9 protein-coding genes are annotated in these 14,346 nt (G+C 68.5%); 5 read left to right on the top strand and 4 right to left on the bottom strand.

Annotated elements, in window-relative coordinates:
- The 3 genes from NBRGI_RS38070 to NBRGI_RS38060 all read right to left on the bottom strand — a co-directional run.
- Positions 1-4,316 (bottom strand): hypothetical protein (locus NBRGI_RS38070; protein WP_148311118.1); only part of this gene is annotated, 4,316 nt, incomplete at its 3' end.
- Between the two features lie 119 nt (positions 4,317-4,435).
- Complete coding sequence (locus tag NBRGI_RS38065; protein WP_228836221.1) at positions 4,436-4,771, bottom strand: hypothetical protein; 336 nt, start codon at positions 4,769-4,771, stop codon at positions 4,436-4,438.
- Between the two features lie 233 nt (positions 4,772-5,004).
- Positions 5,005-6,342: a flavin monoamine oxidase family protein gene (locus tag NBRGI_RS38060; protein WP_029902353.1), complete on the bottom strand. Its 1,338-nt coding sequence runs from the start codon at positions 6,340-6,342 to the stop codon at positions 5,005-5,007.
- 184 nt (positions 6,343-6,526) lie between these two features.
- On the opposite strand from NBRGI_RS38060, the gene NBRGI_RS38055 reads away from it, so the two are divergent.
- The gene (locus NBRGI_RS38055; protein WP_029902351.1) at positions 6,527-7,870 is read left to right on the top strand and encodes a DUF2252 domain-containing protein; all 1,344 of its coding nucleotides are present in this window, start codon (positions 6,527-6,529) and stop codon (positions 7,868-7,870) included.
- 579 nt (positions 7,871-8,449) lie between these two features.
- Here the strand turns inward: NBRGI_RS38055 and NBRGI_RS38045 are convergent.
- On the bottom strand, positions 8,450-8,950 hold the full coding sequence (locus NBRGI_RS38045; RefSeq protein ID WP_029902349.1) for a CGNR zinc finger domain-containing protein: 501 nt from the start codon (positions 8,948-8,950) through the stop codon (positions 8,450-8,452).
- A gap of 275 nt (positions 8,951-9,225) precedes the next feature.
- Between NBRGI_RS38045 and NBRGI_RS38040 the strand changes: the two genes are divergently transcribed.
- The 4 genes from NBRGI_RS38040 to NBRGI_RS44645 all read left to right on the top strand — a co-directional run bounded on the left by NBRGI_RS38040 (position 9,226) and on the right by NBRGI_RS44645 (position 14,249).
- Complete coding sequence (locus NBRGI_RS38040) at positions 9,226-10,476, top strand: phthiocerol/phthiodiolone dimycocerosyl transferase family protein (RefSeq protein WP_051728351.1); 1,251 nt, start codon at positions 9,226-9,228, stop codon at positions 10,474-10,476.
- A gap of 74 nt (positions 10,477-10,550) precedes the next feature.
- Complete coding sequence (locus tag NBRGI_RS38035) at positions 10,551-11,699, top strand: cytochrome P450 (RefSeq protein WP_029902345.1); 1,149 nt, start codon at positions 10,551-10,553, stop codon at positions 11,697-11,699.
- A gap of 140 nt (positions 11,700-11,839) precedes the next feature.
- Entirely contained in the window at positions 11,840-13,099 is a 1,260-nt protein-coding gene (locus NBRGI_RS38030) for a phthiocerol/phthiodiolone dimycocerosyl transferase family protein (protein WP_148311117.1), read from the top strand.
- A 244-nt stretch (positions 13,100-13,343) separates the two neighbouring features.
- Entirely contained in the window at positions 13,344-14,249 is a 906-nt protein-coding gene (locus NBRGI_RS44645; RefSeq protein WP_148311116.1) for an AfsR/SARP family transcriptional regulator, read from the top strand.
- The last annotated feature ends 97 nt before the right edge of the window (positions 14,250-14,346 follow it).

Below are 14,346 nucleotides of genomic sequence, written 5' to 3'. Positions count from 1 at the left end.
CCGAATGCGGCGGCCGGCGCCAGCGCCGCGGCCACCGCGGCCGCGATCGCACCACCGAGCAGCAGCTTCGGAATCTCGATCAGCGCGAACAACCCGAGCGCGGCCAACGGAACCCCCACCAGCGCCGCCACCACACCTCCGGCCAACAACACCGGAAGCGCCAGCAAAGCAAGCACGCCCACGACCGCGAGCGGAATCCCCACCAGCGCCGCCAGACCCACGAGCGCACCACCGGCCAACAAGACCGGAAGTGCAAGCAGGGCGAGCGCACCCACCACGGCAAGCGGAATCCCCACCAGCGCAACCAATCCCGCGAGCGCACCACCGGCCAGCAAGACCGGAAGCGCGAGCAGCGCAAGCGCGCCGACCGCAGCGAGCGGCACAGCCACCAGGGCAACCAAACCAGCGAGGGCACCACCCACCAGCAGAACTGGAAGGGCAAGCAGCGCAAGCACGCCTACTGCGGCAAGGGGGACACCGATCAGCGCGGCAAGAGCGATGAGGCCGCCGATGACCAGGATCGGTAGGGCGAGTACCGCGAGGGCGCCCAGCGCCAACGGGATGCCCACCACTGCGGCCACACCGAGCAGCGCACCGCCGACCAGCAGCGCCGGGAGGACGACCGCGCCCAGTGCCGCCAACGGGATGCCGATCAGCGCGGCCAGTCCGGCGAGCGGACCGCCGATCAGGACCGCGGGCAGTGCCAGTAGGGCGAGAGCACCCACTACTGCCAGCGGGATGCCGATCGCGGCGGTGAGCACGCCGCCGACCAGCAGGACCGGCAGGGCAAGCAGCGCGAGCGCGCCGACGGCCGCGAGGGCCAGCACCGCGATGACGGCCAACGCCGCCACCGGCGCGCCGAGTGCGAGTGCGCCGAGGACCGCGACGGCGAGAGCGGTCGCGCCCGCCACCGCGCCGGCCACGAAGGTCGCGCCGAGCGCGGCCAGTCCGGCCAGGGCGAGTAGTGGCAACGCGACCAGGGCGAGCAGTGCCAGCGCCGGAAGCGCGAGCACGGCGATCACCGGAACCGCCACGGCAGCAAGCACTCCGAGCGCCGCCAAGGCCAGCACCGGCACCGCCACCACCGCCAGGACTGGCAGCGCCACCAGCGCAAGCGCACCCAGCGCCGCCAGGCCGAGCACCGGCACCGCCAGCAACGCCAACACCGGAAGCGCAAGCAACGCAAGCGCACCCAGACCCGCCAGGCCGAGCACCGGCACCGCCAGCAACGCCAACACCGGAAGCGCAAGCAACGCAAGCGCACCCAGACCCGCCAAGGCGACCAACGGCGCAAGCACAGCGGCGGCGACGCCCAGGGTGGCGAAGTCGAGCACGAGGCTGATCGCGACCAGGGTGGCCGCGAGCGCCGTCGTGATGGCCACCAGCGCCGCTCCGATCACCAGCGCCAGCACCGGCAACCCGACGAGGCCGAACAGACCGACGCCGACGCCGAGTGCCGCGATCGCCAACCCCGCCACCAGGATCGGCGACCACACCGCCAACAGCGCCAGCGCGAGGACCGGCGACAGCGCCGTGGAAGCCACCACCGCGAACGGCCCGAAGATCAGGAACGGCAGCGTGAGCACCGCGGCCAGGACGAACCCGGTCAACCCCACCGCGCCGGTCGCCAGTACCGCGGCGACCGCCAGCACGGCGGCGATCAGGTTGCCCGCCAACAGGATCGCGCCCAGCCCGGCACCGCCGACCAGCAAGGTCGCGAACGCGAGCACCGCCATTACCACGAAGGCCGCGGCCGCGAGCGGAACCGAGATCAGCAGCAGCGGCGGGAACAGCGCCGTGACGGCGACGAAAGTGCCCAGCGCCAGCACGCCGAAGAACATCCAGGCGGCGACCAGCCCGAGCCCGAGCGCCGCGACGAACCCGCCGAGCAGCGTGCTCACCACGGCCACGGTGCCGAGGGTCGCGAGCGTGCCGAGCAGCACGCCACCGAAGAGCAACGGCAGCGCGATCAGCGCCAGCGGCGGATTGATCACGATCAGCGCGAGCGCCCCGAGTGCGAGCAGCACGAACGACAGCGCCGAGACCACGAGTCCACCCGCGAACACGGTCGCCACCACCGCGAGGGCGAAGGCGAGCAGTCCGAGCACGATCGCGCCGCCACCGATCCAGGTGGCCACCACGAACGCCGCGGCGACGACGCCGATACCCGCGCCCGTGATGATCGAAAAGGCCAGTGCGCCCAGCAGAATGAACGGGATGGCGTACGGCATGGTGACCATGAACACCACGGTCGCGAGCAAGGTGAACGCGGCCAGACCGGCGATCGCCAGCAGCGCCACCGCGCTGACGGCGAACGTCGCGAACGCGAGCAGACCGAAGCCGGCGAACAGCATCGTCAACCCGATCGCCGCCGGAATCGCGACCAGACCGAGGAACAGCAGCGGAGCCAGCAGCGGCCCGAGGATCGGCACGGCGATCACGAGTGCGATCGTGGCGAGCAATCCGCCGACCACCGCGAGCGCCACACCGACGGCGCCGAGTGCGGCGAAAGCAATTGCCGCGGCCGCGAGTCCGGCCCAGACCAGGGCGGCTGCCACGAGCTGCAAGGCGGTCGCCACCACGGCGAGCGCGAGGAGCACGATCACCGCGGCCCCACCCGCCACCGAAAGCACCAGCAGACCGGCCAGCGCGACCACCGCCAGGATCGCGCCACCGGCGACGGCGACCGCACCGAACAGCACGACGGCGACGACCGCGAGCACGGCCAGGATCGGCAGTGCGATGAGCCCGAACGGTGTGAGCAGCGAGAGCAGCCCTACGCCGGCAAACAGTGCGGCAGTGATCAATCCGGCGATCCCGAGCACCCCGAAGAACGCCGCCGCCGTCCCGATCAGTCCGACGACGAGGAACGCGAGCGCGACCGTGAACAGCACCGGCGCCACGATCAGGCCGAGGAACGGCACGAAGATCGAGGCGAGCAGCGCTGCGGCGGTCAACACCACGAAGCCGACCAGGGTGAACACCAGACCCGCGGCCAAAGCCAGTACGGCGAGCGCGATTCCGGCGACGGCGGCGACCGCGATCGCGGCGATGCCACCCACCAGGAGGACCGGCGCAAGGACGGCGAACGCGACGATGGCGACCGGGATCGCGATGAGCAGCACCGGGATCGCGATCACCGCGAGCACGATCAGCACCGGTATCGCCAGGACCGCGAGCACGATCGCGCCCACGACCAGCGCGCCGATTACCAACGGCGCGAGCAGGATCGCGCCGAGTACCACCGCGCCCAGGGTGAGCACGGCGGCCAAGCCGAGTCCGCCGACGATGGCCAGCGGCACGACGGCGAGCAGCGCGATCGCGGGCAACGCGAGCAACCCGAGCGCGGCCGGATGCCTGGCGTCGGAGACCATCCCGCGCACGGCGTCACGCAGCTGGGTGAAGACCACACCGATCGCGGCGGCCGGATTCGACGCCATGGCCAGCAGCGGCACGATGAGCGCGAGGGCGGGTGTCATACCGCCGAGCTGCGGCGCGAACAGACCGAGCAGCGGTGCGGCGACGGCGAGCAGTCCGGGCGGCAGCTGCTGGGTCGCTGGATCCTGTTGTCCGGCGGTGGTTCCGGTCAACAGGTCACGGAGCCCCTGGACCGGGTCGGGCCCGTCTTTGGGGAAGCCGAACAGCGTCTTGGCCTGGCTGATCAGATCGTCGATGGCCGGTGTCGCGGTACTGCGGCGCGTGCCCGCCAGCTGTGTGGCCTGTTCCACGAAGACGAGCAGGTCGTTGACCGGCCCGCGCATCGGACCGCTGGGGAAGGTCTGGTCCGCCCAGGAGGCCAGTTGTTCGAGTGGTATTCCGCCACCGGTGATCTGGGCGACGGTGGCGGCGAGATCGGCGATCGGCGCCGCTACTGTGCCCGGGGCGTTTTCGGCTCCGGTCGGGGCCACCGCGGGCACGATGCCGGGGCCGAAGTAGAGGGGTTGCGGCGCACCGCCACCGCGGAACGCGTCGATGGCGGCATTGATGTCGTCCGCCGCGGGCGTGTAACCGCCGACTGTGCCCGCGACGCCGATGGCGTCGTTCAGCGCGGCCTGCTGCCCGGGATCGAGCATCTGACTTGCCATTTCGCCGCCCACGGCAGGCAGCGTGCCTTGGAGATCACCGGGATCGATGCCCGGCGGTAGTCCCGGAATGCCGAAGTCGTCGGCGGCAGCCTGGCCGGTGCCGAGCATGACGGTCGCCATGGAGGCGAAGGTGGCGGCCGCGTACATGCCGCGCCTGGAGCGTTGGACGACCTTTCGATGCCGTCCGGATGCCTTGGTCTCTCGTGAACGTTCCTTCGTGACTACACGCATCAGCTTGAAGCCTCTCGTGAACGCGCCCTAGGGGGCGTGCCTGGTCAGACGCGTCCTGGCCCTGGTCGAGCGGTGCACGGGCAATCGACGCGAAAAGTGTTGCGGGAAATCCCGCTTGGTCAGATCGGACCGTTTTCGTACGGGGCGCATACGGCCGTGGACCAGCCACCCTCGGTACCGATGGCCGGACCGATATGGGTGTGCGGCATGCCGAGCAGGTCGCGGCAGCGGATGAAGGCGTGTTCGCCTGCACCCGCACCGGGTTCGCACCGGAGTGTCAGCTCATTGGTAACCGAGGTGTCGGTGGTGCACCCGGTCGGCTCCGCGGCCGCTGTTCCCGGCCCGCCGGCCCAACCGGCCGCCAGGACGGAGAACAGCATCAGCAGCACGGCCCCGAGCGCGGGCGAGTTCTTGCGGGAAACTCCCCTTTGCTGAAGATTTGCTAGCTGCGTCATGCGGTCCATGGTTCGCCCTCGGCAGAATCTCAGTCAACATAACGCAGATCACGTTCCGCCATTTCCCCCGCTCGGCACGCACTTATTTGCCACAAAAGCCCGTGATACATAAACGTTGTGCAAATAAGTCTGTACCGAAGCTGGTCAGCGGTCTACGATTCAGATCTCAAATACCGATGTTTAACCCTTGATGCAGCAGCTTTCGGGCACTTCGGTGTTATTGCCCGAATTTGCTATCGGCTGGCGGATATCTCCGCGGCCGCGCGCTCACCGGAGCGAATGGCCCCTTCGATGTAACCCGACCACTCGGTGGCCGTCTCGCTGCTTGCCCAGTGGATCGCACCGACCGGATGTCGCAGCCCCGATCCCACGGTGGTCAGCACACCGGGCGGGAAAAAAGCGCCGTAGCCGCCGCGGACGAAGGGGTCGTCGGCCCAGACCTTCTCGTGCCAGCCGATCGGATCGCGGGCGCGATGCCCGAAAGCTCGTACCAGGGAGCCGACGATCATGCCGCGCCGCTCCGGCGCCGACAGTGCGGCGAGGCGATGCGCGGCCCGGCCGGGCACGAGCGCACCGAGGCAGCCTGGTCCGCCGGGGCGGGTGGCGTCGAACGTGACCGGGACCGGGTCGTGCAGATTCAAGGCCTGACCGGTGAGGAACTCGTCACGCCAGAACGGGCGCTCGTAGACGGCGAAAGCCTTCAACACCGAACCCATCGGCATGCGCTGCGTCAGCTGGTCGCGCGCGGCGGGCAACGGTGGGTCGTAGGCGATGCGCCCGGCCAGCACCGGCGGCACGGCGACGATCGCATGCCCGGCCACCACCTCACCGAACTCACCACGCGCCGAAACCCCCTGCACCCCTTGCTGAATCGACTTCACCGCGGAACGGAGCCGAAGTGCGTCGCCCAGTTCCGCCGCGATCGACAGGGCGGGACCGTCCGCGCCCTCGACGAAGAGCCGGGTGACCGTTTCCGCCGTCACGCCCGCCTCGACACCGCCGGCCGCGCGAATGGTGGTCAGCAGCGCGAGCATCGAGACGCTGCCGACATCGACGCACAGTTCCTCGCCGATCATCACCTCGGCGAGTTGCCTGGCCCGGCGTTCGGGCAGATTGCGGCGCAACCAGGTCGCCGCGGTCATCGCGTCGAGCCGGTCGGCGCCGGGGGTGGTCCACGGGTGCGCGAGATCGATCCGGGCGGCGAGCCGCTCGATCCGCCACATGGCCTGGCCCAGCACGAGCAGCACGAGCGGCGACAGCGGTGGGCGCGTGCCCCGGAACGGACGCCGCACCGCGCCTTCCACCAGCAGATTCGCCCCGGCGGACGGGGAGGGATAGGTCTCGGCCTCGAACTCCTGCGCGAGCGCCGCCAATCTGGTGTGTCCGCCGGAGATCCACTGCGCCCCGAGGTCCACGGCCCAACCGCCGTCGATCCGGGCACTCAGTGCCCGACCACCCGCGCGGTCGCTCGCCTCCAGCACGGCGACGGTCCGACCGGCCGCTCGCAGCGCCCGCGCCGCGCTGAGTCCCGCATATCCGGCACCGACCACCACCACGTCCACGCGGTCCATGCCGGCCTCCCGTCGCCACATCCACCTCGGACACCCCACTGTTGATCACCTACGCCGGATGCGCAACCGAAAACGGTGCGGCGCTGGCGGATACCGCCCTGGCCCGCCGGCCGGACGGACGAAGCGAAATCGGCAGCGGCGTGGGTTGCCTGGAAGTTTGCGGTTGAGGTGAGAGACTTCGGGAATGGCGGAGTCGTTGGCGGGTGCGGCGGGGCGGCAGGCGCGCAAGCGGGTGGGACGGCGGGCGCTGGGCGTGTGGGAGGCGCCCGCGAATCGGGCGGATCCGGTGGCAATTCTGGAACAGCAGGCCGCTACCCGGGTGCCTGAGTTGGTGCCTATCCGGTATGCGCGCATGGCGGCCGGGCGGTTTCCGTTTCTGCGTGGCGCGCCCGCGATCATGGCGGCGGATCTGGCGGCCACGCCGAATACCGGGCTGACCGTGCAATTGTGCGGCGACGCGCATCTGTCGAATTTCGGGTTGTTCGCGTCACCGGAACGCGCACTGGTGTTCGATCTGAACGACTTCGACGAGACGCTCCCCGGCCCGTTCGAGTGGGACGTGAAGCGGCTCTCCGCAAGTATCGCGGTGGCGGCTCGCGCCAACGGCTTTGCCGACACCGATGCCGAAACCTCGGTCGGGGCAGCGGCTTCGGCTTACCGGGCGACGATGGGCCGCTTGGCCGGCCTGGGCGAACTGGCGGTCTGGTACGAGATGATCGACGCCGACAAGTTGGCCGCGCTCGCACAGAAGCCGAAGCGGCGCAAAGGAGTTGAGCAGGCCCTCGCCGACGCGCGGGCCCGCACCAACCTCCAGGCGCTGGAGAAGCTGACCGAGCCGGACACCGACGGCGTGCCGCGCATCCGGCATCGGCCACCGCTGTTGACCCCGATCGAGCAGGTCGACGCCGACACGGTAGGGCGCGTGTTCGCGGACTTCCGGCGCACCCTGGTGGAGGAACGGCGGGTACTGCTCGATCGGCACGAAATGCTGGACGTGGCAGTCAAAGTCGTCGGTGTGGGCAGTGTCGGCACCCGCTGCTTCGTCGCGCTGCTGGCCGGACGAGAAAGCCGCAGTCCGCTGTTCCTGCAGGTGAAGGAGGCACAGGAGTCGGTGCTCGCGCGGCACACCGCGCCGAGCAAGTTCCGTAACCAAGGGCACCGTGTGGTGCACGGGCAGCGGCTCATCCAGGCCGCGAGCGATATCTTCCTCGGCTGGGCGGCCGGTTCGGACGGCAGGCACTACTACTGCCGCCAACTCCGCGATATGAAGGGTTCGGCGACGATCGAGGAGATGTCGCGTCGATATCTGCGCGATTACTCCGCGCTCTGCGGCCATACGCTCGCCCGGGCGCACGCCCGCTCCGGTGATCGAGTCGCGATCGCCGCATACCTCGGCACCAGCGATGCCTTCGACCGCGCCATGATCGACTTCGCCCTCGGCTACGCCGACCAGACCGCCTCCGACCACCAAACCTTGCTTGCCGCAATCGAATCCGGTCGGATAGTAGCGGCGGACAAAGCCTACTGAGCCGCGCGGCCGCAGCGGGCAGGCCCTGACGAGAACGACGTTTGCAAGTACAGAATGTGGCGACACAGCGTCGACATGATCGCCGGACACCGTCACCAACAGACACCGGGCCCAGGCTCTACTGCCATTCTAGTCGCTCGGCAGGCCCGGAACCGCTGCCGATTTCGGCCATCGAGAGTTGCCGCACGACGCGCCGGAACAGCGGTTCCATCGGCAGAAAACCACGGCGCGAACGGTCACAGCGGTAAAGGCCTGTTGACAATTCGCAAACTATTACGAGATCTCTTTTCCGCCACAAGCACTCGGTTTCGCGCCGATCGGGAAATGAAAGCGACATCTGCAAGTGCAAAGTGCTGCGACGAATGTCGTCACAAATGAGGTGGCCGCTTGCCTGACCGCATTTCCGGACAGAGTTTTCCGGCCCACTGTGGGTGCGCCGAAAGCCCCACGCCCGCAACCGCGCTCAGACCGTTCGGTTCGCGTCGGTACAGACATCTGCAATTGCAGAAGATGGCGACGAGACGTCGTCATGCACGCGGCCTGCCTGCCCGCAGGGCAAAGGCCGAGGCCAGCGCGCTTTCAGCCCGCCCGACGGGAGCGATGCTCGGCCACGTGCACCCGTGTCGAGCAGCGAGTAGAGCAGAAGCGCCGCCTGCCGTTGCGCGAGGTGTCGACGAAGACCTTGTCGCAGCCCACGCGGGCGCAGCGGCCCATCCGCGTGGGATCGTCGCAGAACAGCGCGGCGAGACCGACCGCTGTGTAGGCCTTGACCCGCTCGTCGACCGGGGCGGTCTCCCGCGCGAAATGCAGGTGCGGCGGGCGCTCGTCGTGCGTCGAAATATAGGGCTGACTTGTGGTTTTGGCGAGCAGGGCGTTGAGCCGGCGCACGGTGGGGTGATCGAACATCGCGTCGAGTTCGTGGACCCATCGGCGCAGTTCCGCGGCCTGCGCGGCGGTCACCGGGCCGAGCGGTTTGTAATCCGCGTCGGCCAGCAACTGCCGCAGATCTTGATCCGGGCCGGCGTTCACCAGCCGCGCCGCCAGCTCGGCGGCCGCGCCGCCGTAAGGGTTGAAATGCACTAGACCATTACATCAGGCTGGACTCATGGACGTAACCTGCCCCGCATGTTCCTGGCCGGCGCCTGCACTGGTGTCCTCGCACGGCACCGTCCGCTACCTGCGGTGTGTGTGCGGGCAGTGGCTGATCATCGATGCAGGTCTCGTTGTGGCCACAACCGGAAACAGCATGTTCGGTACGGGCGATACATCACAGAGGCGATGATTCCGAAAGACCGTGGTGTGCCCGGCCTTAGAGCTAGCCTCGATGGGGCAGTCTCCTGTGGAGGGATTTCGACATGACCACGGCTACCGTCATCCGGCCGTTGGCACCGAGCGAAGAGATCTTCGCGAGCAGTGAAGTCGTCGTCGGCTATTCGATGCGGCTTTCCGGTCGGCTGAATCTAACCGCACTGTCGGTAGCCTTCGACACCGTTCTCCGCGCGTACCCCGCGCTCGGGGCACGTCTGGCGCCGGACGGAAAACGCCATATTCTGGTCGAAGCATTAGGTAACACAACACAATTGACTGTCTCCCAGGGAGATCCGGAACGATTGCTCACCGGCGCGCAGCTGGATCAGCGCAGTGCACTGGCCGCGCTGTGCGTCGTTCTGGACGGTGACCAGGCGGGCGTGACACTGGTGACGCATCACAGCGTCGCGGACGCCTGTCATTCGCTCGCGGTGCTCGCGGATCTCTGGTCCTGCTACGCCGAGGCGTGCCACGGACGCGAACCCGCGCTGCCGATGCACGGCTATCCGGAAGCGGTCGAGAATCTGCTGCTGTGCCGGGGGATCGAGAAGTTCTCGGACCCGTCCGCACCGCTACGGCCGTTCGTACACGACACCGCGCACAGCGTCGCACTCCCCGTGGACGACGCCCCGTACCTGATTCCCTTGACGGCCCGTTGCCGCCTGTCGAAACAAGACACCGCCGCACTCACCGACCTCGCGCACCGCGCAGGAACCACGATCAACGGCCTGGCCTCCGCCGCGATTCTGCTCACCGAGGCCGAGATACGCGGGCTGCCGCTGCACGAACTCACCTACACCTACTCCGTCGACCTGCGCAGCCGCGTCACCCCCACCATCGGCAGCACTGAAGGCTCCAACGTGCTGGGCTTCGCCGATTTCGTTCCCCCCGCGGGCGCGACCACCATGGTCGGCCTGGCGTGCGCGATCAGCGATGCCCTGCACGCCGGACTGGCCACCGGACACGTGCAGCAGACCCCACTGCACATCCCCGATATCGCGTCCGGTCCCGCCCCGCGATCCCCCGGCATCGTGCTGGCCACCAACTGGGGCCGCATAGAGCGCCCCCTCCTTCCGAAAGACCTGTACGTCAACGACTTCCGCACCCTCATGGTCGCGAAGCCGGACAAGACCGGGCATCGATTACAGCAGCCGAGCGGGACGATCATCATCAGCACCTTCGACGACCGGCTGAGCATCGAGATCCACCACCCCGAGGAGACGACCGCGGAGCAACGACTACGCGTCCACCTCCTCGGCAGACATCTGAGCACGCAGTCCCAGATCGACGTCGCGTAATTCACCGATGCCGAAGCGGCTTCCACGGCGGCGTCCCATATCCTGCAAGCACGAGCGGCAGTGAGGTGTGGGTGATGATGGAAACCGCGGTGATCGGCGCAGCGGCCAGAACACGGTGGGCTGAGCACACGAGCTGGCAAGGGGCCGTGCGGCGCATGGAAATCCCTGGTGGGCACAAAGTTTGGGTCATTGCTGGATACGACGAGGTATCGACGTTGCTGGCCGATCCACGGCTCAGCGTGGACAAGCAGCACGCATTGGACGGCTATACCGGTTTCGCTCTGCCGCCCGCGCTGGACCGCAATCTACTGAACATGGACGGCGATCAGCACTTCCGCATCAGAAAGCTTGCGGCACCTGCGTTTTCCCGCCGATCCGCGGATAGGCTCCGCAGCGCGGTGGACCGCATCGCAGCGGACGTCTTCGCGTCGTTACCCGAAAATGACAGTACCGCAGTCGATCTGCTCGACCGTCTGTGCGCACCGGTGCCGGCGATTGTCATCGGCGACCTCCTCGGCGTACCTGCCGACCTCTACCCGGACCTTCGCGACGCGGCGACAGCGATGTTCACCGCCGATACCGCGTCGCCGGAGTCCGCGCTGCGGCTGAAGAAGGCCATCGGCTGGCTGACCGCCACCTTCGCCGCGCTGATCGACACGAAACGCGCAGCGCCCGGCGACGACCTGATCAGCGGTTGGATCCGCGCCGGCGACGACGACGGATCACTGACACCGGACGAACTCGTATCGCTGGCATTCCTCATGATGATGGCGGGCATGGAGAACGCGGTGCACTCGTGCGCGAACATCATCACCGCACTGCTGATCTCAGGGTCGGGGAGCACAGCGACCGCAGACTGGCAGGCACGACGCAGCAAGCTCATCGAGCAAGCCAATCCGATGCCGTTCGCCTTCCGCCGGTTCGCGGTCACCGATCTCGTCGTGCGCGAGACCACGATCCCGAAGGGCGACACCGTCCTGCTGTCGTTGTTCGGCGCGGACGCCGATCCCGCCCGCGGCGACCGCCCGAGTCTGCTGTTCGGCCGGGGTCCGCACTACTGTCTCGGCGCACAAGCCGCGGACCTGATCATCGACGCCGTCGTCCCGGGATTCTTCGCCCGCTACCCTCGGGCCCGACTCGCTGTTGCGGAGAGCGACCTCGTCTACCGGCAGTCCTGGCGCTCACACGGCCTGCTCAGCCTCCCGGTACAGCTGGTTCCCTGACTGCGAAACACCACTGAGACGCTGCTGAAACGCGGGACGTGGAGGGTGGGCGACGGCCGGAGAACTGGTTGCTCCGGCGTGCGTGTGGGGGCTTCGATCGTCCGTTGGGCACGCTAGTCGTCTAGGTGAAGGGGAGCTCTATGACCACGTCTACGGTTGTTCGTCCGCTGGCGCCGAGCGAGCAGATGTTCGCATGGATCGGTGTTTACGTGGGGTACGCGGTTCAGGTGACGGGCCGGCTGGATCTCGCGGCATTGTCCGCGGCCTACGAGGTGGTGGTGCGGACCTACCCGGTGCTCGGGGCACGGCTGGAGCCGACCGGCGACGGCGGCTACGCGCTCATCGCCGGGGCCGGCGCCGCTCCGGCGATCTCGGTCGTCGAGGGCGATCCCGGCCGCCCGATGATCGATCAGAAACTCGATCAGGGCGAGGCGTTGAGCGCGGTGTGCGTGACCCGCGCCGGCGACACCGCGAGCGTGACCTTGCTGACCCATCACAGCATCGCCGACGCGTATCACTCGCTGGCCGTGCTGGCCGAATTATGGTCGTGCTACACGGAATTGGTGTCCGGGCAGACGCCGATGCGGCCCGTGCACGGCTATCCGATATCCATCGAAGAGGTGCTTGCCGCGCGCGGCATCGAGAAGCGGGAGCTGCCGAGCGCCGAGGATCGCACCGTCACGCCCACCGAACCGCCCCTGGCCTCGCCCGCCGCCGAGCCGGATGCGCAGGAGATCCGGCAGACCGTGCCGGATTCGTCGCGGTGCCTGCTGTCCGAGGCGCAGACCGCGGCCCTGGTCGAGCTGGGGCACCGGACCGGGGTGACGATCAACGGCTTGGTCTCGGCGGCAATCCTGTTGACCGAGGCCGAAATTCGGAATCTGCCCTTGAACGAGATCGCCTACGTCTACCCCGTAGATCTGCGCACCAGACTCACGCCGACGGTAGGCCGAACCGAAGGCACCAACCTGCTCGGGTTCGCCGACTACCACCCCACCGGGGACACCACCGACCTGGTCGAACTCGCCAAGGACATCTGCGCGGGCTTGCACACCGCACTCGCCGACGGGACCGTACAGCAGACACCGCTGCATATCCCTGACCAGATTGCAGCCGGGCCCCCGCAACTGCCCGGCATGATGATCGTCTCCAACTGGGGTCGAGTGCCTGCGCTCGCCGCCCCGGAAGGGTTGCGTATCACCGACTTCCGATCGACAGTGACGGCTGCTCCCCCTGCGGGCACACCCCCGCCGCCGGAGCAGCCGCAGGGTGGTGCGGCCATCGTGAGCACGTTCGAGGGCCGCCTCAGCATCGAGACCCACCATTCGAAGGAACGCATCGCGCAGGAGCAGCGCCGCGTCGACACCTACGCGGCGAAACTGCGCAGCGTCATCTCCTAGCCACCAATCCCCGCCACGCCAACAGGTCCGGCGCGATCAGGGGCTGAGCCGACCGCACAGCCTCCGCGCCGGACCAACCGTGCACACACTTGGAGCGGTAACTGACCCGGCTATCACCGTCTGTCCTTCTTTACTTTAACCGAGGGGGCGGGGAAAAACATCGGCATGCAGGGTGATGTTTCCGCAGGTGGTCCGTACTTAACTGGGGAGCTGTCACCTGGACGGCGCACTGTGCGGAGGAAACTTGGACAGCCTGGAGCGGGTTGATCGCGGGGTGGCCGGCACGCTCGGTCACGGCCACCCGGTCGTGTGCCGGGTCCTCGGACCGGTCGAGATCGAAGTCGACGGCGTGCCGGTCGACCTGCCCGGCCCACGGCCGCGTCAACTGTTGGCGGCGCTCTCGTTCGCGGGCGGCGCCTCGGTGCCGAACGACGTGCTGGCCGGGTACCTGTGGGGGCGTGTCCCGCACGGTCGACCCAGCCCCAATGTGCGCGTCGTGGTGCATCGCTTGCGTGCCGCCCTCGGACCGCCGGCCGGCCGGGTCCTCGTGCTCGATCGGTGCGGCTACCGGCTCGCGCTGCCACCGGAGTGCACCGATCAGGGACAGTTCGCCACGCTGGTCGGCGCGGGTGTGCGCGCGCTGCTGGACGGTCACGCCGAAAAGGCGGTGACCACACTGACCGGCGGTCTCGCGCTGTGGCGCGGACAACCGTGGACCGAACTCGGCGACTCGCCCGAATTACTCGGTGCTCGAACGAAGTTGAACGAACTCCGGGAGCTCGCGGTCGAAGAGCTGCAGGCGGCCCGGCTGGCGTGCGGCGATACCGCCGCCGCCGTCGCGGCGTTGAGCGAAGCGGTCATCCAGACGCCGTACCGCGAACGACGATGGGAACTGCTGGCGCTCGGTCTGTTCCGCAGCGGCAGGCAGGCCGACGCCCTGGCACAGCTGCGCAAGGTGCGGCAGCTGCTGCGCGACGAGATCGGCGTCGAACCCGGGCCCGCGCTGCGCGACCTGGAACGCCGCCTCCTGGACCATGACCAGGGACTGCTCTTACCGCAGCATCCGGTCCGCGCCACCACCAGCAGCCCGCCGACCGGCGCTCTGGTGCGTGGCTTCCGTGCCTACCCGGCCGGGGAGCAAGCCAGCTGATCAGGACGAGCCGGCGGTCGCGCCGGACACCAGCATCGACACCACCCAGGCGAAGCCCTGGCCGAGTGTCGTCATCCAGTCGCCTACATTGAACGAA

The sequence above is a fragment of the Nocardia brasiliensis IFM 10847 genome (assembly GCF_000710915.1).
Classification (GTDB): Bacteria; Actinomycetota; Actinomycetes; order Mycobacteriales; family Mycobacteriaceae; genus Nocardia; species Nocardia brasiliensis_A.
This window is presented reverse-complemented; position numbering and strand designations above follow the sequence as displayed.

What these genes read in the sequence shown, in the direction of transcription:
- NBRGI_RS38065 (WP_228836221.1), bottom strand. Translation starts at nt 4,771, where the DNA reads ATGACGCAGCTAGCAAATCTTCAGCAAAGGGGAGTTTCCCGCAAGAAC.
- NBRGI_RS38060 (WP_029902353.1), bottom strand. Translation starts at nt 6,342, where the DNA reads ATGGACCGCGTGGACGTGGTGGTGGTCGGTGCCGGATATGCGGGACTC.
- NBRGI_RS38055 (WP_029902351.1), top strand. Translation starts at nt 6,527, where the DNA reads ATGGCGGAGTCGTTGGCGGGTGCGGCGGGGCGGCAGGCGCGCAAGCGG.
- NBRGI_RS38040 (WP_051728351.1), top strand. Translation starts at nt 9,226, where the DNA reads ATGACCACGGCTACCGTCATCCGGCCGTTGGCACCGAGCGAAGAGATC.
- NBRGI_RS38035 (WP_029902345.1), top strand. Translation starts at nt 10,551, where the DNA reads ATGATGGAAACCGCGGTGATCGGCGCAGCGGCCAGAACACGGTGGGCT.
- NBRGI_RS38030 (WP_148311117.1), top strand. Translation starts at nt 11,840, where the DNA reads ATGACCACGTCTACGGTTGTTCGTCCGCTGGCGCCGAGCGAGCAGATG.